At 70.3% G+C, this 21,638-nt stretch carries 18 protein-coding genes; 11 read left to right on the top strand and 7 right to left on the bottom strand.

Annotated elements, in window-relative coordinates:
* The 3 genes from UA75_RS19120 to UA75_RS19110 all read left to right on the top strand — a co-directional run bounded on the left by UA75_RS19120 (position 1) and on the right by UA75_RS19110 (position 1,837).
* Entirely contained in the window at positions 1–477 is a 477-nt protein-coding gene (locus UA75_RS19120) for an acyl-CoA thioesterase (RefSeq protein WP_075741418.1), read from the top strand.
* A 106-nt stretch (positions 478–583) separates the two neighbouring features.
* Positions 584–1,027 (top strand): flavin reductase family protein, encoded by a 444-nt coding sequence (locus UA75_RS19115; protein ID WP_232237856.1) that lies wholly within the window; start codon positions 584–586, stop codon positions 1,025–1,027.
* Between the two features lie 390 nt (positions 1,028–1,417).
* Positions 1,418–1,837: an SgcJ/EcaC family oxidoreductase gene (locus tag UA75_RS19110; protein ID WP_075741417.1), complete on the top strand. Its 420-nt coding sequence runs from the start codon at positions 1,418–1,420 to the stop codon at positions 1,835–1,837.
* A 959-nt stretch (positions 1,838–2,796) separates the two neighbouring features.
* Here UA75_RS19110 and UA75_RS19105 read toward each other — a convergent pair.
* On the bottom strand, positions 2,797–3,600 hold the full coding sequence (locus UA75_RS19105; RefSeq protein ID WP_075741416.1) for a TIGR03084 family metal-binding protein: 804 nt from the start codon (positions 3,598–3,600) through the stop codon (positions 2,797–2,799).
* Between the two features lie 686 nt (positions 3,601–4,286).
* Between UA75_RS19105 and UA75_RS19100 the strand changes: the two genes are divergently transcribed.
* Positions 4,287–5,555: an RNA polymerase sigma factor gene (locus UA75_RS19100; RefSeq protein ID WP_075743963.1), complete on the top strand. Its 1,269-nt coding sequence runs from the start codon at positions 4,287–4,289 to the stop codon at positions 5,553–5,555.
* 562 nt (positions 5,556–6,117) lie between these two features.
* Here the strand turns inward: UA75_RS19100 and UA75_RS19095 are convergent.
* Positions 6,118–7,458 carry an FAD-binding oxidoreductase gene (locus UA75_RS19095; protein WP_075741415.1) on the bottom strand — a complete coding sequence of 447 codons (1,341 nt, stop codon included), beginning with the start codon at positions 7,456–7,458 and terminating at the stop codon, positions 6,118–6,120.
* A 368-nt stretch (positions 7,459–7,826) separates the two neighbouring features.
* The gene (locus tag UA75_RS19090) at positions 7,827–8,180 is read right to left on the bottom strand and encodes a YciI family protein (RefSeq protein WP_232237855.1); all 354 of its coding nucleotides are present in this window, start codon (positions 8,178–8,180) and stop codon (positions 7,827–7,829) included.
* Positions 8,181–8,479: 299 nt separating this feature from the next.
* Here UA75_RS19090 and UA75_RS19085 point away from each other — a divergent pair, with 299 nt between their 5' ends.
* On the top strand, positions 8,480–9,667 hold the full coding sequence (locus UA75_RS19085; protein ID WP_083690784.1) for an RNA polymerase subunit sigma-70: 1,188 nt from the start codon (positions 8,480–8,482) through the stop codon (positions 9,665–9,667).
* Between the two features lie 365 nt (positions 9,668–10,032).
* Here UA75_RS19085 and UA75_RS19080 read toward each other — a convergent pair whose 3' ends face one another.
* Positions 10,033–10,956, bottom strand: coding sequence for a GntR family transcriptional regulator (locus tag UA75_RS19080; RefSeq protein ID WP_075741413.1), 924 nt, complete (start codon positions 10,954–10,956; stop codon positions 10,033–10,035).
* Between the two features lie 334 nt (positions 10,957–11,290).
* On the opposite strand from UA75_RS19080, the gene UA75_RS19075 reads away from it, so the two are divergent.
* Both UA75_RS19075 and UA75_RS19070 read left to right on the top strand, forming a co-directional pair.
* Positions 11,291–11,845 carry a GNAT family N-acetyltransferase gene (locus UA75_RS19075; RefSeq protein WP_198042774.1) on the top strand — a complete coding sequence of 185 codons (555 nt, stop codon included), beginning with the start codon at positions 11,291–11,293 and terminating at the stop codon, positions 11,843–11,845.
* Between the two features lie 535 nt (positions 11,846–12,380).
* The gene (locus UA75_RS19070) at positions 12,381–13,565 is read left to right on the top strand and encodes a C45 family peptidase (protein WP_075741412.1); all 1,185 of its coding nucleotides are present in this window, start codon (positions 12,381–12,383) and stop codon (positions 13,563–13,565) included.
* Here the strand turns inward: UA75_RS19070 and UA75_RS19065 are convergent.
* Both UA75_RS19065 and UA75_RS19060 read right to left on the bottom strand, forming a co-directional pair.
* Positions 13,546–13,857 carry a hypothetical protein gene (locus UA75_RS19065; RefSeq protein ID WP_075741411.1) on the bottom strand — a complete coding sequence of 104 codons (312 nt, stop codon included), beginning with the start codon at positions 13,855–13,857 and terminating at the stop codon, positions 13,546–13,548. The genes UA75_RS19070 and UA75_RS19065 overlap by 20 nt on opposite strands.
* Positions 13,858–13,941: 84 nt before the next feature.
* Positions 13,942–14,112, bottom strand: coding sequence for a hypothetical protein (locus UA75_RS19060; RefSeq protein WP_157434294.1), 171 nt, complete (start codon positions 14,110–14,112; stop codon positions 13,942–13,944).
* 364 nt (positions 14,113–14,476) lie between these two features.
* Between UA75_RS19060 and UA75_RS19055 the strand changes: the two genes are divergently transcribed.
* The 4 genes from UA75_RS19055 to UA75_RS32015 all read left to right on the top strand — a co-directional run bounded on the left by UA75_RS19055 (position 14,477) and on the right by UA75_RS32015 (position 20,199).
* Positions 14,477–15,082, top strand: coding sequence for a hypothetical protein (locus UA75_RS19055; protein ID WP_157434293.1), 606 nt, complete (start codon positions 14,477–14,479; stop codon positions 15,080–15,082).
* Positions 15,083–15,288: 206 nt separating this feature from the next.
* Positions 15,289–15,870, top strand: a complete 582-nt coding sequence (locus UA75_RS19045; protein WP_075741407.1) for a hypothetical protein — start codon at positions 15,289–15,291, stop codon at positions 15,868–15,870.
* A 750-nt stretch (positions 15,871–16,620) separates the two neighbouring features.
* Complete coding sequence (locus UA75_RS19035) at positions 16,621–19,095, top strand: alpha-galactosidase (protein ID WP_083690783.1); 2,475 nt, start codon at positions 16,621–16,623, stop codon at positions 19,093–19,095.
* A gap of 624 nt (positions 19,096–19,719) precedes the next feature.
* Positions 19,720–20,199 carry an ankyrin repeat domain-containing protein gene (locus UA75_RS32015; protein ID WP_232237323.1) on the top strand — a complete coding sequence of 160 codons (480 nt, stop codon included), beginning with the start codon at positions 19,720–19,722 and terminating at the stop codon, positions 20,197–20,199.
* A 420-nt stretch (positions 20,200–20,619) separates the two neighbouring features.
* Here the strand turns inward: UA75_RS32015 and UA75_RS33150 are convergent, their stop codons facing one another.
* Positions 20,620–21,324 carry a hypothetical protein gene (locus UA75_RS33150; RefSeq protein WP_157434292.1) on the bottom strand — a complete coding sequence of 235 codons (705 nt, stop codon included), beginning with the start codon at positions 21,322–21,324 and terminating at the stop codon, positions 20,620–20,622.
* Positions 21,325–21,638: the final 314 nt, after the last annotated feature.

Below are 21,638 nucleotides of genomic sequence, written 5' to 3'. Positions count from 1 at the left end.
ATGGCCGGGTACTACGAGATCCGTCACGTCGTGGGCTTCGAGGAGACCAATCTCGTCGGCAACGTCTACTACGTGAACTATCTGCGCTGGCAGGGACGCTGTCGAGAGCTGTTCCTCATGGAGAAGGCCCCCGGTGTGCTGGCCGAGCTGCGGGACGATCTCAAGCTGTTCACGCTCAAGGCCGAGTGCGAGTTCTTCGCCGAGATCACCGCGTTCGACGAGCTCGCGGTGCGCATGCGACTGGAGGAGCTCACTCAGACCCAGATCCAATTCGCCTTCGACTACGTGCACCTGATCGATCGGCAGGAGCACCTGGTGGCGCGCGGTCGACAGCGCATCGCCTGCATGCGAGGACCGAACACCGCGACGGCGCCTGCCCGGGTCCCGAGCGAGCTGCGCGCGGCGCTCGCCGAGTATGCGACACCGGCGCTGCGCCCGGCCGCCGTCGGACCGACCGCGTACCCGGCGGGAGGCTGACGTGTCCGACGACAGGCGCACGACCGGCCTGATGCTGCCCGCGACCGCAGACGAGACGCCGCCAGGAGACTCCCGACTGGTCTCCGGTGCGGCACTGCGGGAGGCGATGTCCTGGTTCGCCACCGGCGTCGTGGTCCTCACCGTGGGCGGCGACCACGTCCACGGGATGACGGCCAACGCCTTCAGCTCGGTGTCGTTGCACCCGCCACTCGCGCTGTGCTGCGTGGCGCACGACGCCACGATGCACGCCGCCATCACCGCGACCGGCAGTTTCGGCGTGTCGGTGCTGGCGGCGGAACAGAAGGACACCGCCCGCCACTTCGCCGACCGCCGCCGACCGCGAGGCCTCGCTCAGTTCGACGCCGTCGACTGGCTGCCGGGACCCTGCACGGGTGCGCCCCTGCTCGCCGGGGCGCTCGCCTGGCTGGAGTGCGAGCTGACGGAGTCCTTCCCCGGCGGCGACCACTCGATCTTCGTGGGCGCCGTGCTGGCCGCCACCCGAGGATCGGGCGACAGCGGACTGCTGTTCTTCGGCGGCGGATACCGCTGACCGGTGCCCGTGCATCCCGCAGGCGACGACGGTGCGGCGGGCGGTGCCGAGGCGGTCGCCCCGACAGCACCGCAGCGACAGGCCGACGGCGACTGGATCTGCTCCGGACGGAGGACTCCGTCCTGGTCCTGGCGAGCGTCCACCGGCCGACGGCGACAGCCGTCCTCGGACGTGAGCAACCCGGCCCGAACATCGACGGCCTCGTCAGCTGCTCCGGGACCGTCGATGGTCACCCGGCAGACCTGGACGAGCGTGCACCGCCGGTGCTCGGTGTCGGCAACCACGGAGATGCACGGCCGCCCGGCCTCCGATGACGATGAAGATGCCTACCGGTGCGGTGTGAGACCCGGTCGGCTCCGACCGAACATCCCTGATAGGAAGGATTCTGGTATGACGACCACCGATTCCACGACCTTGGACGACGACACGGCGGCGGTGCGCAGGCTGCCGCAGCGCATCATGGACGCGTGGGCCGCGCACGACGGCGCGGCCTTCGCCGACGTCTTCACCGAGGACGGCAGCCTGATCCTGCCCGGGGACGTGTTCCTCCAGAGCCGGGCGCAGATCGGCGCGTTCATGAGCGCCGCGTTCGCCGGTCCTTTCCAGGGGACCAGGGTCGTCGGGGAGCCCGTCGCGGTGAAGTTCCTCGGACCCACGACCTGCCTCGTGCTCACCAGGGGCGGGATCAGGGCACCGGGGGAGCCCGAGGTCGCGCCAGAGCGCGCGGTCCGTGCCTCCTGGCTGTTGGTCAAGCAGGACGACGAATGGCGCATCACCGCCTATCAGAACACCCCCATCGCCGCGCACTGAGCCATGCCGGTGACGCCGAACGGTGACGTTCCAGTCACGCGTGACGCGGTTCGATCGACCCGACTTCAGACGAAGGCCTCCAACCGCCTCCATGGTTGTGCGGCGCCGTCGTCGACGGCGTGCGTTTCAGGAGACGCCGTCGGCGGCGACGGCAGTCGGCGGCGACGGCATGGCTGACCATGGATGCCGTCGTTCGCCGCGCTGGAGTCCCTGGCACGCCCGGAGTCGTCCGTCGCCACGCCCTAGCCGCATAGACTGATCCCGTCGCGGTGTGTGCGGCGCGTGTCCTGAATGCGGGCACTCGGTCGATCGGGTGCCCGTCCGGCAGGACGGGTCATCGCCGCCCGGACTGCGCGTAGCTCCTGTCGGACGGCGCGGACGGGTCCTGGTCCGGATGAACCGCGCCGGTCCTCTGCTGCCCGCCTGTTTCGGGCCTCGACTCTTCCTCGGAGCCGTTGCGCGGTCGAGGCGTCCGGGTTGTCCCTGGTGTGATCGCGGTGGATCAGGCCGCCTGCCTCGCCGGGTGGGGATCGACGAGCTGTCTCGCAAGCCCGGCTGGGGGTGGAGGCGTTCCTGGCGGATGTTCGCCGGGAATTGCGGGCAGGTCTGTTCGTCCCGTTGCCTGTGCGGGAACGGCTGATACCCAGCTGCTCGGTGATATCCCGGACCAAGCTGCTCGACGGCGCGCAGTCCGCCGGAGATCCCGCCGTTGACACGGTCCTCAGACGCGTGGTCCATTCCGTGTCCGGCCTGCCGGCCTGCCGCCGCCGGGACCCGCGATGCTCGGCTGTCGTGCCTCCTGTCTGTGCAGCGGTCGGTCTCGGAACGTGTCGGCCTGGCCACCGACCGATCTCGGCGGGAACCTGCACAGCGGGGGCGAGCGAGACCAGGCCGGGCCACGCAGGGACGCAGGCGGCCCGGCCGGGTACGCCGCCGCAGCCTGCGACGGCGACGTCGCGTCAGTGCCGGGTCGTAGCGAACTGCCCCGGCCTGCGTCCCTCGCCCGCGGGCCCGCGATAGGCCTGGGCGATGTCGAGCCACTGCTCGGCCTCGGCCCCCTGCGCGACCAGCGAGAGATCGTCGCGGTGCCGACGACGGCTGACCAGCAGACAGAAGTCGACGGCGGGACCACTGATCACCTGCGCCGCGTCGGCGTCGCCGACCGTCCACAGTGCACCGGAAGGAGCGGTCAGGTCGAAGCGGAACTGCTCCGACGGCGGCGTGAGACCTCGGGCCAGGTAACCGAAGTCCCTGGTACGGGCGCCGAAGACGACGAGCGGCCTGATTCGGTCGGTGTGCTCACGATGCACCCCGAGCGTGTCGGCGATGTCCTGGCCGTGACCGAAGAGTTCCATCATCCCCGCCGACGCGAGGACCTCGGCGGGCAGCGGGTTGACCAGCCAGGGCACGGTCTGCCCCGGTGGCACGGCCGCGAGCGCGGCGGTGGCGGCGTCGCGCTGTGCCTGCCACCGGCAGAACAACTCGCCTCGCGGGAGCGCCAGGTAGGGTGCCAGGGCTTTCGAGACGGCCGCGTCGAAGTCGTCCCCCATCGTCGAGGTGGTTCGTCGGAAGGCCGCCTGATCGGCGGCTGCGTCTGCCGCCATCCGGAAGGTCGCGGTGAGATGGGCGATCTGATGAGCGATCGTCCAATCGGGAGCCGGGGTCTGCCGGTCCCAGCCCGCCTCGTCGAGATCGACCAGCAACCGATCGACGTCGTCCGCCTCTGCCCTCAGCGCGGAGATCACGTCCTGAAGCTGTGTCACGCTCGTGTCCTCTCGTCGTGCGGTGCGACGCACCGCAGGGGACGCGGTCCGGTCGCCCGAGATGTGCCCTTGTCGAGCTGATGCGGCGTCGCCGCGGCCACCGCGTCACGACGCCGTCGGCCGAGCGTGCCTGGCAGACGGACCCGCTGTCCCCTCCTGACGTGCCCTCCAGGGGGCCCGGCCCGTATCGCGCCACGACGAGGCAATGCGGAAGAAGTCGATCGACCTCGGATCGGTTGCGGGTACCCTGCTGCTGCGTAGCGCGGCGTGGCGGAGACCATCCCGAGCCGCCGGAGAATGCTCTCCGGTCTCCGGCTCCGGCTGCGGTCGTCGCCTGCCTGCCGCTACCCCCGTGAGCACGCCAGAGTCGACCCGCAGGCTGCGCTGTCCGAACTCGGACCCTGTCGCTCCTGACACGGCCGTCTGTTCGACGAGGAGAAGATGATGCCGCCGTTCGATGGCGAGGACCTACATACCCGGCCCGGCTCTGTCGGTCCGACCACGCCGAGCCCGCCTGCGAGCAGCGTCGCCGCCCGGCAGCATGCTCACCTCGTGCGGTGTGGGAGAGCATCGCGGCCGAGCGGGTCGCTATGACACGAGTGGTCGCCCTACCTGGACGCGGGGCCGTGGGCAGGGTGAGCGAAGTGGCATCGACGCGGGTCGGGCCGCCGGTCGCTCCTCCCGCGCTGCCGTCGGGGGCGCCGGACGCCGAGCAGGTCGACGCGTTGCTGCGGCGGCTGACGCCACAGGTGCTCGGCACCCTGATCCGCCGACACGGCGGGTTCGACGCCTGCGAGGACGCCCTCCAGGAGGCGTTGCTCGATGCGGCGCTCACCTGGCCCGAGCAGGGAACGCCGGAGCAGCCGTCGGCCTGGCTGATCACGGTCGCCTCGCGCAGGCTTGTCGATCAGCACCGTAGTGAGCGGGCACGCCGGAGACGGGAGATCGCCGTCGCCGCGATGACTCCGGCCGATGAGGTGTTCGCGCCGGGTCCCGACCAGGACCCCTCGGGCGACCGCGACGACACGCTGGTGCTGCTGTTCCTGTGCTGCCATCCCGCCTTGACGCCGCCTTCGCAGCTGGCACTGACGCTGCGTGCCGTCGGTGGACTCACCACGGCCCAGATCGCCCGTGGCTTTCTGGTCCCCGAGGCGACGATGGCACAGCGCATCAGCCGGGCCAGGCAGCGGATCAAGAACTCCGCGACCCCGTTTCGTCTGCCTGCGGCGGCGCAGCAGGCGGAGCGGCTTCCGATCGTGCTGCACGTGCTCTACCTGATCTTCAACGAGGGCTATGCGGCCTCGTCGGGAGCCGATCTGCATCGTGCCGAACTGACCGGGGAGGCGATCCGACTCGCCCGGACCCTGCGGGACCTGAGACCCGAGGACGGGGAGGTGGCGGGTCTGCTGGCGTTGATGCTGCTCACTGAGTCACGACGCCCGGCCCGCACCAGGCCCGACGGTGCCCTCGTCCTGTTGAAAGACCAGGATCGACGCCTCTGGGATCAGGCGGCGATCGCGGAGGGCGTCACACTGATCACCGACGCCCTCGCCCGCCCGCCCCTGGGCCCCTATCAGGTTCAGGCCGCCATCGCCGCCGTTCATGCCGAAGCGGCGTGTGCCGAGGACACCGACTGGCCGCAGATCCTCGCGCTCTACGGACTGTTGGAGCGGCTGGCGCCCAACCCCATGGTGACCCTGAACCACGCCATCGCAGCGGCGATGGTGCGTGGTCCGCAGGCCGGTCTTGATCTCCTCGCACACCTGGACTCCGACGATCGGATCGCGAGGCACCACCGGCTGGCTGCGGTTCGAGGGCATCTGCTGGAGACGGCGGGCGATCGTGCGGCGGCCCGCGCGGCCTACCGGCTCGCGGCAGAACGCACCACGAGCGCTCCGGAGCGACGCTATCTGACGGGCTGCGCCGAACGGTTGGCCGACGACGGAATCCGGTAGGCCACGCACCTCTGATGCGGTGGTGACCGAGTGACCGCACTGGACCGCCGGTGTTGTGATCCCGGCCGAGCACGACGGTCGACGTCGATGCCCACATGACATCCGGCGCCGAGCAGGCCGTCGGACGCCGCCCTGTTCCGCCGTCTCGCCGTCTCGGCGGCCGGCCGGTGCACCTCGGGCGCCCCACCGACCGCACGGACGCGCCGGAGGACTTCCGAGCCCATTCGCAGTTCCAGTCCGGACGCGCGGCACGGATCTCTCCGGGACCAAAGAGATCCGTGCCGTGGGACCAGGACTGCCCCGTTCGGCTGCGCGGCGGGACGGGGGAACGGACGTCGGCGAATCGTCACCCAGGCGAACTGAGGAGAGGAACACGGCCGCCTCCGATCCCGTTCCGGGCTCGGGCGCTCTCGGTCGGCGGCGTCATCGCCGTCTTGGCGGTGCACGGTCGGCGATCGAGATTCGTGCCGGCCGCACCGGCGCAGCGTGGTCCCGGCGCTGGGTGCAAACTGCTGACCAGCCCTCGACATCGCCTCGGCGAGCTGCCGACCGACCGCAGGCGTTATGCCGACGGCCGGACGTTCGGGTTGCGCCGGAACGCGTTCTCCGGATCGTGCACCGCCTTCAACGCCGCCAGCCGCGCGCGGGTCGCGCTCGGATAGATCGCTGCCACGTCGTCCTCGGTCACCTCGCTCAGGAAGCCGCTGTAGGCACCCGTGCTGAACGGGGCCAGTGTCCGCCAGAACTCGTCGAACTCGGGGCGGATCGCGTCGTGGTCGGCCGGGCCACCGAGGTGGGTGGTGAAGAACATGACGTCCTCGTCCCGGTGGGCGAATGCGGTGGTGCCCTCGGCGACCCGACGGACCGCCCCGCCCATGCTCCGGAACTCCACGTACAGCATGGGGAACTGCCGGGCGCCGTTCAGGACGGTCTCGACGAACGCTCGGTCGGCAACCGGGGCGAAGGCGCTTCGGACCATCGGCTGCCAGCCCGCAGGCAGCCGGGAGGGCTCGCCGAGCACCTCCGCGTAGGGCATCGGCCTGACGTCCGTCGACTGCACGGTGCCGAGTTCGCACAGCGGGGCGATGGCCTTCCTCGCCTCTGTGGTGTCCGACCCGGCGTAGCAGACGGTGATGGTCACCGGCGGCGGAACACCGTCGAACGGCGGGAACACCCCGACCGTCGCGGTGAGCTCGTCCGCCGCCGTGCGCAGGTATGCCGCCCACCCCGTCACGACGTCCGCAGCCTCCTCGGCGGGGTAGCTGATGGTGCCGAAGTGCACGCCCGCCGACTCCTGCGCGAGGACGTCGAAGGAGATGACGACGCCGAAGTTCCCGCCGCCGCCCCGGATGCCGTAGAACAGCTCGGGATTCTCCGTCGCGGACGCCCGCAGCACGTGGCCTGCGGCCGTCACGACCTCGGCGGCGACCACGTTGTCCAGCGCGAGGCCGAACCGTCGCACCAGCCAGCCGATGCCGCCGCCGAGCAGCAGCCCGCCGACGCCGACGGTGGAGGTATCGCCGGCGGAGATCACCAGGCCGTGCTCGCCGAGGACCTTCGCGACCCTGCCCCAGCGGGCTCCGCTGCCTAACCGGACCACGTTGCGCTGCGAGTCGAGAAGCCGGACCTCGTCGACGGGGGACAGATCGATCACCAGCCCGCCGTGGTCGGTGCTGAAGCCCGCGTTGCTGTGGCCGCCGCTGCGCACGGAGATCGGCAGCTCATGGGCCCGCGCGAATCCGATCGCCGCGCGAACGTCGTCGGCGCCGGTGCAGCGCACGATCACCTCGGGGCTGCCCTGATGGGCGAAGACGTTGCGCAGCTCCTCGTATGCGTCGTCGCCTTGGACGACGACCTCGCCTGCGACGGCCGACGCCAACGCACTGATCTGGTCGGATTCCATGATGTTCCTCCTGAGTGGACTATCGAGGGGAAGGCCGATGCGGGGAGTGCCGATCGGTGGCGGGTCGCCGGCCGCTTGCGGCGTCCCGGGCTCGACGTGCCGTTGCTGTTCGGACGACCCGGGCACGAGTCCGCTGCTCATCGATCCGGCCGTGGTGAGCCGAGGTCCTCCCCACCGGGCGTGCGGACCGCATCGGGCCGGGCGCATTGTCGGCGCAGGACGACCGTGGCCGCGGTCCGAGCAGGCCTCCGCCGGACACGGCACACGGGCTCGGCTGACGGGGCAGGCCGGAGACGGCCTGCCCACGCAGCACAGACGGGTCGCGGTGCGCCGGGACCGGCGGCGCAGCCGGTCCCGACGCAAGCGCATCACGCCTCGGTGCCGCCCTGTTCGAGCAGCGGCCACACCTCGACGCCGTTCACCCCGGCGGCCGGGTATCGCGCGGCGAGTTCGACGGCCCGCTCGCCGTTCTCGACATCGACGACGAAATAGCTGGCCAGATGTTCCTTCGACTCCAGATAGGGCCCGTCGGTGACGACCGGGACGCCGTCGCGGACCCGGACGACCTTGGCATTGGTCGTCTCGGCCATGCCCTCGACGCTCACCAGTTCACCGGACTCACGGATCTCCTGCTGAAAGTCGGCGTCCTGCTCGATCAGCGCCGCGAATTCCGCCGGGGAGTACCGCGCCCACTGCTCGTCGCTGCCGTAGATCAGAAGCATGTACTTCACGGTGCTCTCCTCATACCAGGACGTCCCTCGTGGACACCTCTCCTAGATCAGTCGGAGCGGGCGACGGATTCTCGACATCGCGGCAAAATCTGCTTCCCGGCCGCTTCGTCCCGCTCCGGCGGCGGTCCCGTGCGCACCGTGCGGGGCACCGATGAGTTCCCCGCGTTCGACCCGTCATACGACCGTGAACCCGAGACGTGTGGACGCGCAGGCGGAGACCGGGCGGACGCAGACCGGGCGGACGCGGCCAGCCGGGCGGCTGGGCGCCGGAGCAGACAGAGGAGTACGCCATGGGACGAACGGATGCCGAGACGGACGATGTTTTCGTGGTGGACACAGACGATTCCGTGACCGACGGCGAACCAGCAGCCCCGTCGGCGCAGTCGACCTGGACCGACGACGGATCGACTGCCGCCGCCGCGCGGGAGGGCGACGAGGCCGCCTTCGCCCGGCTGGTGCGACGACACGAGCGTGAGCTGCGGGTGCACTGCTACCGGATGCTCGCCTCGGTCGAGGACGCCGAGGACCTCACTCAGGAGACCTTCCTGCGGGCCTGGCAGCGGCGCGAGACGTTCCAGGGACGTGCGACGTTCCGGGCGTGGCTGTATCGGATCGCGACGAATGCGTGCCTGGACTTCCTGGAACGCCGTCCGTCCCGTCGGATGGTGGTCGGACGCGGCACGGAGCCGAGCCGGGCGGTGGCGATCCCCTGGTTGCAGCCCTGGCCGGATCGCCCGGGCGTGCAGGCCGACTCGGCCGAGGCAGGACCGGATGCGGTGGCGGAGTCGCGAGAGACCATCGAGCTGGCCTTCCTCGCCGCCATCCAGCATCTGCCGCTGAGGCAGCGGGCGGTGCTGATCCTGCGCGACGTCCTCGGCACGCCCGCCGCCGAAACGGCGATCCTGCTGTCGGACAGCGTCGCCTCGGTCAACAGCGCGGTGCAGCGCGCACGGGCGACCCTCCGGAGGCAGCTGCCACCCCGCAGGCTGGCCTGGGCCGCCACTGCCGATGCCACCCGGGAGGAGCGCGTCGTGCTTCGGCGGTACATGGCGGCCACCGAACGCGGTGACATGACGGCGCTCGCGTCCCTGCTCCGCGAGGACGCCCGGTGCGGACAGCAGCCCGGAGCGGGCGGTCACTCCGGCACCGATGCGGTCGGCTACCAGGGTCGGGACGTGATCATCTCGTCCTGGGCGCCCGCCATGGACGGAGCGGATGCCGTCGAGTTCCGGCTGGTGGAGACCACGGCGAACGGCCTGCCTGCGGCGGCGGTGTACATCCGGCCGCCCGGCACGACGTGCTATCACGCCTTCGGGCTGGACGTGCTGCGCATCGAGGGCGGTGAGATCGCCGAGGTGGACGCCTTCGCCCCGGACGTCTTCCCGCTGTTCGGGCTGCCTGCGGTGGTGTGCCGGGAGGGGCGGGGCGGCGGTGCGTCGCGCCGCCCGGCCGACGCTGTCGCGCCGCCTGGTCGGTGATGTCGATGGAGACGCTCCGTGCCCACGACCGTCGCAGGGGAGTGCGCCGCCCGACTAAGTGCGGGAGGACGGTGATCGTGGCCTACCCGCCTACCCGCCTACCCGCCTACCCGCCTACCCGCTTACCCGCCTGCCCGCCGGTCCTACCGGGCGGGGCAGGCAAGCAGGTCGACCCCTGGGGCGGGAGACTCGCGTGCCCGCTTCGGAGTCCGGCCGGCACCCAGGCGAGCTGGAGACGAGTGTCCGCGAGCAAGTTGCGGGTCGGTCGTCGGCCATCGGCCCGTACCGGACACCCGCGCAGGCGTCCGGTGATCTCGGGCCGCCCGCTCAGATCCGACGGGATGCCCCAGGTTTCGCCCGGCCGTTCACGGGTCCAAGGTGCTCGCCAATCCGTCGAGAAGGCGGGCGAGCCCGAACTCGAAGGCGGCCTCGAGGTCGGGTGGTTCCACCGTCCCGAACAGCAGCGGAAAGCGACCGGTCGCCTCCAGTTCGGACAGCTCGGAATCACGGTCGTCCCACCACTGGCAGTTGCTGACACCGGTCTCCTGCTCCTCGTCGAGCTCGGAGCCGAGCCAGTTCGCCATGCCGACGACGAAGGCCGTCAACACGACGATCGCCTGCATGGCCACCCGGCGCCGGTCCGGTCGACCGGCATCCAGGACCTGCATCAGCCATTCGGTGTGAGCCAGGCCGCCCGGCGTCAGCAACGGCCTCGGCACCGAGACGCTTCCCGCCGCCCACGGGTGCCGTTGGTACATCCGCCAGTCGCGCCGCGCGGAGATCTCCAGCCCCCGCCGCCAGCCCGAGGGCGGCTCGGGCAGCGGCACCTCGGTGAACGCGCGGTCGGTGATCAGACGGATCAGATCGTCCTTGCCCTCGACGTGTCGGTACAGCGCCATCGTGCTGACGCCGAGTTCGGTGGCCACCCGTCGCATCGACAGCGCAGTCAGGCCTTCGGCGTCGGCGACGCCCATCGCGGTCGCGATGATCGTCTCCCGGCTCAAGACGGCGTCCGGGTCACGCGGTGCGGAGTCGGCGGCGGGGGTGCGCGGCGGCCTGCCGAGGACCACGGTGCCCGCGCCCGGCACGGCCTGCACCAGCCCCTCGTGGCGCAGGGCGGCCAGGGCCTTGGTCGCCGTGGCCATCGCCACGCCCCATTCTCGGATGATCTGTCGCGTCGAGGGGACTCGGTCGCCCGGCCGCAGCTCGCCGGACTCGATGCGCGCGCGGATCGCGCCGACGATCCGCGCGTAGGGCGGGCCGTCTCCGTCGCTCGCTCTGGCAGTCATCCTCGGCTCTCCTTCCGGTAAGTGTCGGTGATCGTACTAGTGCGGTTGCTTGATTCGATCGATGTTCCGGCGTGCGGACGACTCGGTGCCCTCGTGTCGCCCCTGGCCGTCTAATGCCTAGTGCACTACAGGTGGTGCACTAGTGCAAGTCAGGTGGACTGCCCGCTTTTATACGTGGTTTTATGTCTTCCATCGGAGTGTGATTATCATGTACGCACCAGCTCGGTTCGGGTGTGAGGCCGAGCCGAGAAGACAGTGCAAAACTGGGGGCAGCCACATGAACGATCACCGGGACGCACTGGTTTCGGGAGTACGCAGATCAGGTCCGAAGGACGTGGATCAGGCGGTCGGCATCCTGACCGAGGCGTTCATGACGGAGGAGACCACTCGGTGGCTCTTCCCCGTCGATGCCGACCGTCGAGAGTGCCAGGCGCACTACTACCTCCCGTTGGCACACCAGGCCGCGGCCGAGGGCGGCCTCTTCACGGCCGAGGACACCGCCGCCGCGTTGTGGCTGCCGGTCGCCGAGGACGGCGTGTCGGCACCAGACTTCGGCGCCGACGAACTGCCGCCGCCGCTCGCCGCGCACGGCGAGCGACTGATCACGCTCCTCGGCGTGCTCGCCGAGCGGCATCCGCGTGGCCTGCGCCATCTGCACCTGTCGTTCATGGGTGTGCTGCCCGCCGCCCAGGGGCGCGGGCTCGGCTCGGCGCTGCTGCGTCGAGGACTGGCCGAGGCCGACGCTGCGGGTCTGGGCGTCTATCTGGAGACGGCGTCGGCAGGCGCGCGCGCCCTGTACGAGCGGCACGGCTTTCAGGCCACGGGGGAGGCGATGCGACTGCCTGATGGTCCCGAGATCACCGGCATGTGGCGGCCCGCCGCCCGGTGACTCGATCGGCTTCGGCCCGCCGTTCTTCTGCGGGGTCCGCTGTCCCCGCACCGCACCGGCACCCCCCGCGTCGCACTCCCACATCCCGCGTCGTCGCCGTCCGGGTCCGCCATCACGGGCGAGACGGTCAGCCGGCCCGGATCTGGCGGCCCGGATTCGACGGCCCGGTCCACGACGACCCCCGGCCCGACAGCCGGTCCAGACGACCGGACCGACGACCCCAAGCCCGACAACACCCGGCCCGACGGACCGGATCTGAGCGCCGAGGCCGCTGACGGCCGTGGGCCGACGGCTCGGATGCGGCCCGAGAACCCGACGGCGGCCGGCCGTCGCGGGGCTGACCCGGTGCCGTCTCGGAGACCCGACGGCTGAGGTCTGCCGTTCTCGTGCGCCGAGGCGAGGCCGGACGGCCGAGGCGCCACGACCGAGGCGCGCCCTCCGACGACATGACCGGTGGCAGCCGAGGCCGCCACTCTGTTCCTCCTTCCCGAATCTCGTGAAACCGGCTGACAGAACCGACGACAGGAGCACCCCCATGACCCAGACGACGACCGGTCGGACCGAGGCCGAGGTAGTGGCGGGCGGCGGGCCCGACGACATCCTGACCACTCGACGCCTCTCCCTACGAGGCAGCCAGACCGACATCGGCCGCGCCCTCGCGACGGAGGCACGGACCCGCTTCGGCTGGGCCCCGTATCCGGCAGCCGACCCCCTGCGGAACCGGGCTCGCCGCCGCTGGTTCGCCCGCGAATGGCCTGCGCACCACGCCCGCATGCTGGGCGTCGCCGAGGCCCTCGGCCTCGATCCGGAACGAGACGACATCGACTTCTCCGCGATCGCCTCCGGCGCGGTCGACTTCGGCTGCTCCGCAGTCTGGTACCCGCCGCAGACGGCCTCGGACGGACACGGCCGCATCGTGCGGAACTTCGACTTCTTCACCGGCGGCTGGCAGGACATGATCGCCGTGATCGACGGCGGCAGGCCCGCCGACGTGCCCGCAGGCCCGAGAATCTGCGAGACGCCGTACGTCATCGACCTGATGCCCGACGAGGGGCCCGCCTCCACCGCGATCAGCATCTTCGGCTTCGACGGCGCCACCGACGGGGTCAACGAGCACGGCCTCGCGGTCGTGCTGCTGATGGCCGACGTCGAGACCGCCAGGGCAGACGGCGGCGCTCTGCCCACGGTCGGTCTCAACCCGACGCAGGTGCCTCGCTTCCTCCTGGACACCTGCGCCGACGTCGACGAGGCGAAGGAGGCGCTGTTGAGCACCAAGCAGTACGACGAGAGCGCCCCCTGTCACTACCTGATCGCCGACGCCGCCGGACGCGGCTTCGTCTGGGAGCGCTCGCCAGGCGGGGACGAACACATCATCGAGGTCGACGACGGGCCGCTGTGCGTCACCAATCACCTGCTGCACCGCCACCCCGACGTGGAGAACCTGCCCGCCGACAACGCCGACAGCCACGAGACCTACGAGCGGATGCGGACGCTCACCAGGAAGACGCGACAGGACCGGCAGAGCGTGTCCTCTCCGGAAATGATGCGGGCCGACCTCGACGGGGTCGCTCCCAGGGAGGACCCGTCCTGGCGGACGATCTGGCGCACGGTGACCGACGTCCAGGACCGGAGCATGAGCGCGGGCTTCTACCTCGGCGAATCGCAGGCAGGCGACATCCGCAACAGCGAGGAGGTCCTGCTCACCGTCGGCCGCCGTTGAATAAGCGTGCCCGATCCGGCGGCACCGCATCGGCAGCGCAGCTCCGACTCGGTCGAGTCCGGCAGGTCCGATAGGACGTCGTCGGGATCAAGGCGGCGGCGTGGCCTGCTCGCCTGCGCATCGCGGCGAGCAGGCTGTCGGCGTGCACCGAAGCCTTGCGTGACAGTCGAATGCGAGCCCCGCGCGGGTCGGCGGTTCGGCTCCCGGTTCCCCGCAGTTCCATATCGGACACGGGACGGTCGGGCTCGACGCCGCGCAGCCACGACGGCGCGTAGGGCTGGGTTCTGGTCATGCACTCACGGTAGCGACGGGTCGACGGGGGTGCGGCCCGGCGAGTGCGATTCATGACAGATGTCATGAACAGTGCTGACAAGTGTCATAGGAAACTCATGACAGTTGACACTACCTGCGGCGACGTCCGTTCGTCATGATCGGCGGCATGACCTCCCACTCGAGTCTCGTCGTCCTTGTCGTCACCGTCGTCGTCGCGGTCGCCGCTGCCTTCGCCTTCCCCACCGGTCTGGACGCCGTCCTCGCCCTCGGACATCGACACGTTCCGTGTCCGCTCAGGCATCGGCCGCTCAGACATCGGCCGCTCGGGCGTCGGCGCCGTGCCGCGTATCGGCCTGTGGAGGGGTGCGATGGCCGCGCTCCCGTGCGAGAACCTCGGGCCGGGCCCCAGCGCGGGCCTCCGACCACGAGTGAGTCGAGCCGTGATCACCCGTCGTGCGCTGACCCGGGTAGAGAGGTGACAGGGGTGCGACAGCCGAGAAAGCGGCGAAGGTGACGTGAGCCGATGCACGGTGGATGCGGCGAGCCGGAACGAGGTGACGGCAGGGAAGGCGACAATTCGGTTGACGGGCCGCGTGAACGGCCGGTCCGCAGCCGTCGCCGCTGTCTAACATGAGCCCGTGTCATCCCCATCTGACGAGGCATTTCTCGTTCTCCAGCCGTCCCGACAGCGACGACGGTGGTCGATGATCATCGGATCGGTGGTCTCGCTCCTCTTCATCACGCCCGCCACGATTCAAGGCGGTGTGGTGGGGTTCCTCGTCACTGCGGGATTCATGGGCATCGTGCTGAGCCTCGTCTTCCTGTCCTTATATCGGTCGAGGGTCTTGCTGACTCCTCGCCGGGTGGGCAGCCGAGGGATGTTCGGCGGCATCCGCTGGGTGCCGCGCTCCATGGTGGCCGTTGCGGTGCAGGGCCTGTTGTCCATGGGCCGGGAATCGCCGCACAACGTCTTCCTGCTCGATGCGCAAGGCAGGCGGGTGCTGCGCCTGATGGACTCGGTCTACGACCGGACGGCCCTGGATCGGCTGGTGTGGGAGTTGCGGGTCCCCGTCCAGACCTTTCCGCCGGGGACCACGGCGAACAAGCTCGCCCGGGTCTACCCGGGCATCGTGCCCTGGGCGGAGCGCAGGCCGTTCATGATGGCGTTCGCCATCCTGGGCGGGGTGATCATCCTCGTGGTGGTCATCGTGGGATTACTCCAGGCGGAGCGGCTCGCCTCCTGACTTGATCGCAGGCGACGGCACCGAGTGTCTGTGGGGACGCATCGTCGGCGTGGCAGGCAAGGACACCGCTCAGGGCCATCGCGATGCAGCGGACGACTCGCCCGACCGGAACTCGGCCGGTGTGCCGCCGGAAGCACCGGCGGTCGGTCCCGTGGCGGTCGCACCGAACCCCCTCGGCTGAGACCTCGAACGCCTACGATCGAGCGGTGTCGCCTCCGTCCGATGAGGAGCTTCTGGTCATCCGGCCGTCGGCGGCCAGGCGCAGTGGCATCCTGGTCCTCACCGTGATCATGGCGGCGCTCGTCATCCCGACCCCGTCGATCTACTTCGGCTGGGCGGGATTCCTCTGGTCCACCGGGATCGGCGGCGGTGCCCTGGCCTGGACGCTCCTGTCGCTGTATCGGCCCCGGATCATCCTCACCTCGCGTCGCATCGGCCTTCGCGGCCGGATCGGCGGTGTCCGGTGGGTGCCGCGATCCATGGTGGCGCTGGCCGTGCAGGGCTGGCTGCGGATGCCGACCAAGGCACCGCACAACGTCTTCCTCCTCGACGCGGACGGCAGACGAGTGATGCGTCTCCTGGACTCGATCTTCGACCGGACGGACCTGGAAGAGCTGGTCGCCGCGCTGGACGTCCCGGTAGCGGCGTTTCCCGGCGGCACGTCGGCGAAGACGCTCGCGCGGTCGTATCCGGACATCGTGTCGTGGCCCGAGCGCAGGCCGTTCGTGGTGGCCCTCCTGATCGCGAGCGGCCTGCTGGGATCGTTGATCGTCCTCGGCCTGCGGTAGAGCCTGTCTTCGGTCCCTCTGGAGTCGTGAGCAGGGATCGGCGTGGATGAGCTGCCAGGCGGAGGAGGGAGCCATAGCGGAGTCATGGTGACTGACGACAACGCCGCAGATCGCCGCGCCTGCCCCGCGTAACTCCGACGGCAGGGATCAAGATGGCTCCCCAGGCCGTCGGGCGCCGCAACCCGGTACCGGGCCCGCCCGACCCCGGAACAGACCGCCGAGATCGTGCGGCAGACCGGCTCACCTAGCCGATCCGCGTTCGGTGGCGGTTCGATCGCCGCTCGGCCCGGCCTTCTCGTCCGACAGCACCGGTCCGGCGGCGGGCTCGGTGTCGCCAGCTCGGGTGAGCCTGCGTGTTCGCCCCTCCACGGGTACGCAGACCGACCAGCCTGCCTCGGCGCCTGTCGACGGATCGCCGTCGCGGGTCCGCTTCTCTCGCACTGAACTGTCGGCGGCTCATTCGGCTGTGATGAGCTGCGGACTCCGGACTGTTGACCTGCCGATGGTTGTGCCATAGAACTTGAGTGCCCTCGACGGTGAGGGCCGTCGCCGCCGAGGGCGATCGTCGTACCGCAGTCGTCTGGCCGTGCCGAGGCCGAGTGCCCGGTGGTCCGACGCTGGTGGTCCTGCGGCTCCCGTCTCGGTGGACGGCCGATGCGGGCGCGCATCGGCCCTCGACGTCTCGGTGCCTGACATTAGCCCTTCCGCAGGCTCACGACGCCCCCGCCGACGCGACCGCTGGAGTCTCCAATGCCGCTGCCGCCCGCCGATTCTGCTCCCCTGGTTCCTGCGGACGGCTCGGGACCCGAGACCGCCGGGACCACCGAAGCCGCCGTCGCCGACGCCCCGGAGACCTCCGAGATCGTCGTCTCCTCGGAATTCGACGAGAGCCCGGCCTCCGGACCCGGACCCGTGGCATCCAGCCCTACCTCCGATGCCGCCGATGCCGCCGTGTCCGCCGGGACTGTTGCGCCCGCGAGCCCTGCCGCACTCACCGAAGCAGCCGAAGCCACCGAGAGCGCGGGGGCAGTCCTCGGCGCCTCGTCGCCCGTCGCACCGTTGGTTCATCTCCGGGCGGCCGGGGTCAGCCTCGTACTCGACATCGCCGATCGACGACTGCCCTCGGTGCTGCACTGGGGCGCGGATCTCGGCACCGTGTCCGCCGAGATGCTCGCCGAGCTGTGTCGGGCCTCGACTCCGGCGCCTGCGCTCAACGATCTCGACGAGATCCAGGTGATCGGCGTCGACGTGCTTCCCGAACACGCCGCCGGCTGGCGGGGCAGGCCGGGACTGACCGGGCAGCGCGACGGCCGAGGCTGGTCACCGCTGTTCGAGCGGACCGCGCTCGACGTCGAGACGCGACCGGCGAACGGCGGTCGGGTGGTGGCCGACGGGCTCGATGCCGAGAACGGCCTGACCATTCGCGTCGAGATCGAGCTGTTGCCCACCGGCCTGCTCCGGCAGCGGGCAGGCGTCACGGCGATCGCGAGCCCGTCTCTGCCCGCCCAGCCGCTCGGCACTCCCTACGCCGTCGACGGTCTCGCGCTCGCGCTCCCCGTCCCCCCGGTGGCCACGGAACTGTTCGACCTGGCGGGCCGCTGGGGTCGGGAACGCGCCCCGCAGCGCGCCCCCTTCGTGGTCGGCTCGCACACCAGAGAGAACCGGCGCGGGCGGACCGGCGCGGATGCCCCGCTGATCCTCGCGGCGGGCACCGAGGGCTTCGACTTCCGGTCCGGCGAGGTGTGGGCGGTGCACGTCGCCTGGAGCGGCAACCACCTGACCTACGCCGAGCGCCTCGCCGACGGCACGGCCGTGTTGGGCGGCGGCGAGCTGTTGGCGGCGGGCGAGGTCCGGCTGGCGGCGGGGGAGAGCTACCTCGGCCCGTGGTTGTACGCGGCCTACGGCGTCGGGTTCGACGGGGTCGCCGCCCGCTTCCACGAGCACCTGCGGTCTCGACCCCATCACCCGCACAGCCCTCGTCCGGTGGTGCTCAACACCTGGGAGGCCGTCTACTTCGATCACGATCTGGATCGGCTGGTCGAGCTGGCCCGGCGTGGCGCCGAGGCGGGCGTCGAGCGTTATGTGCTGGACGACGGCTGGTTCCGGCATCGCCGCAACTCCCGGGCGGGCCTCGGTGACTGGTATGTCGATCCCGACGTCTGGCCGGACGGACTCAACCCCTTGATCGAGCAGGTCCGGGCGCTGGGTATGGAGTTCGGGCTGTGGTTCGAACCCGAGATGGTCAACCCCGACTCGGATCTGGCCCGCGCGCATCCCGACTGGATTCTCGGGATCGGCGACCGCCCGCCGCTGCTGTCCCGCAATCAGCTCGTCCTCGACCTCGGCAATCCCGAGGTGTTCGACTATCTGCTGGAACGCCTGGACTCGCTGCTCAGCGAGTACGACATCAGCTACGTGAAGTGGGACCACAACCGCGACCTGGTCGACGCGGGTCGGCCGCCGACGGGCCGCGCGGGGGTGCATCAGCAGACGTTGGCGGTCTACCGGCTGTTGGACGAGCTGCGTTCGCGGCATCCCGACGTCGAGATCGAGTCGTGCTCCTCCGGCGGGCTTCGGATCGACCTCGGCATCCTGGAACGCACCGACCGGGTGTGGGGCAGCGACGTCATCGACCCCTTGGAACGACAGCAGATCCAGCGCTGGACCAGCCAGCTTCTTCCGCCGGAGCTGGTCGGCTCCCACGTCGGCGCACCCCGCTCACACACCACCGCACGGACGCACTCGCTGTCGTTCCGGGCGGGCACCGCGCTGTTCGGGTCCTTCGGGATCGAGTGGAACCTGACCTCGGCGTCCGCGCAGGAGCTGGCCGAGCTGGCGGAGTGGGTCGCGCTGTACAAGCGGGTCCGGCAGCTGTTGCACACCGGGACGCTGGTGCGCGCCGAGCAGCACGATCCCTCCTTCGCCGTGCACGGTGTGGTCGCCCGCGACGGCGGCGACGCGCTGTTCGCCCTCGTTCAGCTCGCCACGCCGCTGACCTCGATTCCCGGCTCGATCCGGCTGCCAGGACTCGATCCGGAGCGCGACTATGACGTCAGCGTGCAGCCGCCGGGGGACCGACCCTCGCTCCGGCAGTCCAGCACCACGCCCTGGATCGAGGGTGGGGTGCGCCTCACCGGCCGCGTACTGGACCACGTCGGGCTCCGGGCCCCCGCCCTGCATCCGGAGCAGCTCCTGCTGATCCGCGTGCGGGCCGTGACGTCGTGATCGGTCGGCGCCGGGATCGCCGGACGGCGTGACGTCGGCAGCCGACGGCGTCGAACCCGGTGCCGGTTGGGACGTTGCGGCCGGGTGATGTCGTGGCGCTGCGGCCGCCCGCCCGCTCGACCCGGTGCCGCCGAACCGACCCCCGCCGTGCCTGCAAACGTCTCGACTCCAACCCGTGCGAGGCCGTCGAACCCGTCACCGCGACCCGGTGCCGCTCCGCCACCGAACTCGGCTGCCTCGTCTGCGAAGGGGAGTCGAGGACTGCGGCGCTGCATTCTCGGGGCCCAGTCCTGCGCACCGGACCGGCCGAGGTCGGTCCGGACGAGGTGAGTACGACCGTCCGCTTCTCACATCACTTCTGCGGGCTCGGGCGGCATGAGCCCGCGACCCGACGTCGTCCGCCTCGCTTCGGTGCCCCGTGCCCAGGAAGCCGCGCCTCGGAACCGGGAAGCCGGAGCCCGAAATCTCGACAGCTCGCGAACCTCGGCCATCGACATCCCCGAACAGATCGAGGAGGACACCGCGCCAGACGCATCAACGCCGAACGGTGCGCCGCGTCGCCGCCACGGCCCCCTCCGCCGCCGAGGTGCCGCCGCCTCGTCGGGCGTGACTACACTGCCCCGCGTGACGGACACAGTGGACTCGCCCGCCCCGGACTCCCTGCGCGCACGGATCGGTTCCGCAGCGGCGCTCGGCAAGGCGGACGAGCTGGCCGACCTGCTGCGCGATCCCGGTGCGGCGGCCGTGCTGGCCGACACCTCGGGCACCGTCCCGCTGTACTCCGCCGCCGTCAACGGTCACACGGACGCGGTGCGTCTGCTGCTGGCGGCGGGCGCCGTCCCCGACGTCGAGAGCCACGGCGGTCCCGACGAGGGCACCCCCCTCTGCGCCGCCGCCTCCTGGGGACATCTCGACGTGGTGCGGCTGCTGCTGGAACACGGCGCCGACGCCAACCTCAGCGAGGCCACCCACCCGGAGGCCGACGTCGATGCGGCGGGCATGACCCCGCTGGAGTGGGCCGTGCTCGGCGGCCATGACGAGGTCGTCGCCGCGCTGGTCGAGGCGGGCGCGATGGTGCCCGACTTCATGACACCCGAGTCGTAGATCGGTTCGACGGAGCACTGAATTCCCGCCCCGAGGATCTTCTCGCGAGGCCGGACAGTCGGATCTCGCCTGCCCGCGACGACGACAGCAGCCGGTGTCGTCGATCGTGCCTCGGGCTGCGCGGAGACGGGTGACTCTTGTTTGCTGCGTGCCGCAAGCACCTTCCCTCGCTCGCACCACGCTGTCTCTGCCTCGAGTGAGGCGAAGCCAGATTCCTGCCCGCGTGATCCGGTCGGGTCGTACGTCGCCTGGTATTCGTTGTCCCAGGCGGTGATGTCGGCGACAAGGTCAGCGGGGAGCTGGAGTTCTTCGGCGGCTTCTTCGATAGAGTGACTGTATTGTTCGGGGTCGTCCCAGTTTTAGTAAAATGGCGCCTCCTGTCGGCCCACTAACAATGAAACCGCAACTGAACGGGACAACTCAACTCCTATGAAGACGGGTACGTAGTTTTCGTTTCAATGAGATCGGATGGGCTCCGACGACTACCCCATCTGGCGCGCCTGTGATGGCCACGCGCCGCCTCTCGCCCTCGAATACCACCTCGTAAACTGGTCGATCTTGGCCACTGTAGCCGACCACGGCTCCCCGCTCGAGCGCGGCGAACGCAAGGTCCATAATGGGGTCCTCTGGCACGCCCATCCGGCGGAACTCGTCAATGCGGTTCCGGGAGAGGATGTGATCTTGCCCGCCTCGTCGATTGTTCCGTCCTGCCCAGACGATCCGCCCGTTCGGCATCCTGGCCATGCGGGTGACGTCTTTGGGTCTGATGACCACGCCTGCGCGTTCTCGGTCGGCGATCCACTCCGCGTAGTGCGCGCGGTGGTCGGTGGCGTCCGATTCCTTGCCTTTCGTGTCGACTGTGGACGATAGGGCTGCCTCGATAGGTCGTCCTGTCGGTCCGATGGTTGTTCCTGGTGTGGTCTCGGGTCCGGCTGCGCGGTGGCCTGAGATGGTATGCCAGTAGTCGTCGATGATCTGTTGGGCTTGGATCATGGCGTTGTGTGCTAGTCGGACGTCGTCGCGGCCTTCGCTGATCGCGGCTTTTGCCACGATCGTTGCCTCGCGCGCTACCGTCAGCAAGGCGTGCGTTTGTCGTAGCTGTTCCACCACTTCCGTGACGGACAATGCACGACTCCTCACCCTGTGTTGATCTCAGTCCATGATGCCGCATTCCGAGCCCGCGCCGACAGGCACTCCACGTTGGCGAGGTCTACCTGTCGGTCGGCGGTGGTCAAGGGTTGGGGTGGTGGTTCTCGCGCCGTGATGTGGCGGGTTCGGACGGCGTGAGCGGGGTGCGGTGGGGAGTCGGACGGTGGTGTTCTTGGGGGCCGTGTTCAGGGGAGTTGGTCGCTCTTGATCCTTGTCAGGAAGACGGCGAAGGCGATCGGGGTGATGAGGAGCGTCCCGCCGTCGCGGTTCTGTATGACGTTTGCGCGCGC

It is taken from the genome of Actinoalloteichus sp. GBA129-24 (genome assembly GCF_001941645.1).
In the GTDB taxonomy this organism is placed as follows: Bacteria; Actinomycetota; Actinomycetes; order Mycobacteriales; family Pseudonocardiaceae; genus Actinoalloteichus_A; species Actinoalloteichus_A fjordicus.
This window is presented reverse-complemented; position numbering and strand designations above follow the sequence as displayed.

Coding starts and splice junctions, on each gene's coding strand:
- UA75_RS19120 (WP_075741418.1), top strand. CDS start 1: ATGGCCGGGTACTACGAGATCCGTCACGTCGTGGGCTTCGAGGAGACC.
- UA75_RS19115 (WP_232237856.1), top strand. CDS start 584: ATGTCCTGGTTCGCCACCGGCGTCGTGGTCCTCACCGTGGGCGGCGAC.
- UA75_RS19110 (WP_075741417.1), top strand. CDS start 1,418: ATGACGACCACCGATTCCACGACCTTGGACGACGACACGGCGGCGGTG.
- UA75_RS19095 (WP_075741415.1), bottom strand. CDS start 7,458: ATGGAATCCGACCAGATCAGTGCGTTGGCGTCGGCCGTCGCAGGCGAG.
- UA75_RS19090 (WP_232237855.1), bottom strand. CDS start 8,180: ATGCTTCTGATCTACGGCAGCGACGAGCAGTGGGCGCGGTACTCCCCG.
- UA75_RS19085 (WP_083690784.1), top strand. CDS start 8,480: ATGGGACGAACGGATGCCGAGACGGACGATGTTTTCGTGGTGGACACA.
- UA75_RS19080 (WP_075741413.1), bottom strand. CDS start 10,956: ATGACTGCCAGAGCGAGCGACGGAGACGGCCCGCCCTACGCGCGGATC.
- UA75_RS19070 (WP_075741412.1), top strand. CDS start 12,381: ATGACCCAGACGACGACCGGTCGGACCGAGGCCGAGGTAGTGGCGGGC.
- UA75_RS19065 (WP_075741411.1), bottom strand. CDS start 13,857: ATGACCAGAACCCAGCCCTACGCGCCGTCGTGGCTGCGCGGCGTCGAG.
- UA75_RS19060 (WP_157434294.1), bottom strand. CDS start 14,112: ATGTCCGAGGGCGAGGACGGCGTCCAGACCGGTGGGGAAGGCGAAGGC.
- UA75_RS19035 (WP_083690783.1), top strand. CDS start 16,621: ATGCCGCTGCCGCCCGCCGATTCTGCTCCCCTGGTTCCTGCGGACGGC.